This window comes from Candidatus Enterococcus murrayae (assembly GCF_017315985.1).
In the GTDB taxonomy this organism is placed as follows: Bacteria; Bacillota; Bacilli; order Lactobacillales; family Enterococcaceae; genus Enterococcus_A; species Enterococcus_A murrayae.
This window is the reverse complement of record NZ_JAFLVR010000040.1, coordinates 1991-5124: the sequence shown is the minus strand read 5'-3', so window position 1 is coordinate 5124 and position 3134 is coordinate 1991. Positions and strand designations below refer to the sequence as shown.

General features: G+C 50.5%; 2 rRNA genes. Both read right to left on the bottom strand.

Annotation, left to right across the window (positions count from 1 at the left end):
• Window positions 1-112, bottom strand: a 5S ribosomal RNA gene (gene rrf, locus JZO85_RS16150); the annotation flags it as partial.
• A 77-nt stretch (window positions 113-189) separates the two neighbouring features.
• Window positions 190-3102: ribosomal RNA gene (locus JZO85_RS16145) — 23S ribosomal RNA — on the bottom strand.
• Between the last annotated feature and the right edge of the window lie 32 nt (window positions 3103-3134).

The window sequence follows — 3134 nt, the reverse complement described above, 5'->3', positions numbered from 1 at the left end:
GGCGACGTCCTAATCTCACAAGGGGCAACCCCTCACTACAATCGGCGCTAAGAAGCTTAACTTCTGTGTTCGACATGGGAACAGGTGTATCCTTCTCGCTATCGCCACCACACTATTTTCTTTTTTGAGTAAACGTCGTTCACTCAAAACTGGATCAGAAACGTCTTTTAAACAACCTCAAATCAATTTTTGGTTAAGTCCTCGATCGATTAGTATCAGTCCGCTCCGTACATCACTGCACTTCCACTCCTGACCTATCTACCTGATCTTCTCTCAGGGATCTTACTTTCTTAAAGAAATGGGAAATCTCATCTTGAGGTGGGCTTCACACTTAGATGCTTTCAGCGTTTATCCCTTCCCTACATAGCTACCCAGCGATGCCTCTGGCGAGACAACTGGTACACCAGCGGTAAGTCCATCCCGGTCCTCTCGTACTAAGGACAGATCCTCTCAAATTTCCAACGCCCGCGACGGATAGGGACCGAACTGTCTCACGACGTTCTGAACCCAGCTCGCGTGCCGCTTTAATGGGCGAACAGCCCAACCCTTGGGACCGACTACAGCCCCAGGATGCGACGAGCCGACATCGAGGTGCCAAACCTCCCCGTCGATGTGGACTCTTGGGGGAGATAAGCCTGTTATCCCCAGGGTAGCTTTTATCCGTTGAGCGATGGCCCTTCCATGCGGAACCACCGGATCACTAAGCCCGACTTTCGTCCCTGCTCGACTTGTAGGTCTCGCAGTCAAGCTCCCTTGTGCCTTTACACTCTGCGAATGATTTCCAACCATTCTGAGGGAACCTTTGGGCGCCTCCGTTACTCTTTAGGAGGCGACCGCCCCAGTCAAACTGCCCATCTGACACTGTCTCCCACCACGATGAGTGGTGCGGGTTAGAGTGGTCATAACACAAGGGTAGTATCCCACCAGCGCCTCTGTCGAAACTAGCGTCCCGACTTCTACGGCTCCTACCTATCCTGTACATGTGGTACAAACACTCAATATCAAACTGCAGTAAAGCTCCATGGGGTCTTTCCGTCCTGTCGCGGGTAACCTGCATCTTCACAGGTACTAAAATTTCACCGAGTCTCTCGTTGAGACAGTGCCCAAATCGTTACGCCTTTCGTGCGGGTCGGAACTTACCCGACAAGGAATTTCGCTACCTTAGGACCGTTATAGTTACGGCCGCCGTTTACTGGGGCTTCAATTCGTACCTTCGCTTACGCTAAGCACTCCTCTTAACCTTCCAGCACCGGGCAGGCGTCAGCCCCTATACGTCATCTTTCGATTTTGCAGAGACCTGTGTTTTTGATAAACAGTCGCTTGGGCCTATTCACTGCGGCTGATCGTTAGATCAGCACCCCTTCTCCCGAAGTTACGGGGTCATTTTGCCGAGTTCCTTAACGAGAGTTCTCTCGCTCACCTTAGGATTCTCTCCTCGACTACCTGTGTCGGTTTGCGGTACGGGCCATTGGTTTCTCACTAGAAGCTTTTCTCGGCAGTGTGACATCGGGAACTTCGGTACTATTATTTCCCTCCCCATCACAACTTGTCCTTAAAGAAGCAAGCATTTGACTCACTTCAAGACTCATTGCTTGGACAGACATTTCCAATCGTCTGATTCCTTAGCCTCCTGCGTCCCTCCATTGCTCAAACAAAAACAACGGGTACAGGAATATCAACCTGTTATCCATCGCCTACGCCTTTCGGCCTCGGCTTAGGTCCCGACTAACCCTGGGCGGACGAGCCTTCCCCAGGAAACCTTAGTCATTCGGTGGACAGGATTCTCACCTGTCTTTCGCTACTCATACCGGCATTCTCACTTCTAAGCGCTCCAGCAGTCCTCACGATCTGCCTTCAACGCCCTTAGAACGCTCTCCTACCAACACACCTAATGGTGTGCTCCACAGCTTCGGTAAACTATTTAGCCCCGGTACATTTTCGGCGCAGGGTCACTCGACTAGTGAGCTATTACGCACTCTTTAAATGGTGGCTGCTTCTAAGCCAACATCCTAGTTGTCTGTGCAACCCCACATCCTTTTCCACTTAATAGTTATTTGGGGACCTTAGCTGGTGGTCTGGGCTGTTTCCCTTTCGACTATGGATCTTATCACTCACAGTCTGACTCCCAGAGATGAATGGATGGCATTCGGAGTTTATCTGAATTCGGTAACCCGAGATGGGCCCCTAGTCCAAACAGTGCTCTACCTCCATCATTCTTACTCTGAGGCTAGCCCTAAAGCTATTTCGGAGAGAACCAGCTATCTCCAAGTTCGTTTGGAATTTCTCCGCTACCCACACCTCATCCCCGCACTTTTCAACGTACGTGGGTTCGGTCCTCCAGTGCGTTTTACCGCACCTTCAACCTGGACATGGGTAGATCACATGGTTTCGGGTCTACGACCACTTACTCATTCGCCCTATTCAGACTCGCTTTCGCTGCGGCTCCGTCTTTTCAACTTAACCTCGCAAGTAATCGTAACTCGCCGGTTCATTCTACAAAAGGCACGCTATCACCCATTAACGGGCTCTAACTTGTTGTAGGCACACGGTTTCAGGATCTATTTCACTCCCCTTCCGGGGTGCTTTTCACCTTTCCCTCACGGTACTGGTTCACTATCGGTCACTAGGGAGTATTTAGCCTTGGGAGATGGTCCTCCCGGATTCCGACGGAATTCCTCGTGTTCCGCCGTACTCAGGATCCTCCTAGGTGCCAGTCAAATTTTGTCTACGGGGCTTTTACCCTTTCCAGCAGACCTTTCCAGGTCCTTCGACTATCTCACTGAACTACCATATCGGAGTCCTACAACCCCAAGAGGCAAGCCTCTTGGTTTGGGCTTTTCCCGTTTCGCTCGCCGCTACTCAGGGAATCGATTTTTCTTTCTCTTCCTGCAGGTACTTAGATGTTTCAGTTCTCTGCGTCTACCTCTAATCAGCTATGTATTCACTGAAAAGTAACATCCTATAAAAGATGCTGGGTTTCCCCATTCGGAAATCTCCGGATCAAAGCTTACTTACAGCTCCCCGAAGCATATCGGTGTTAGTCCCGTCCTTCATCGGCTCCTAGTGCCAAGGCATCCACCGTGCGCCCTTATTCACTTAACCTTATCCTAACTTGCGTTAGGGGTTTGATTGTT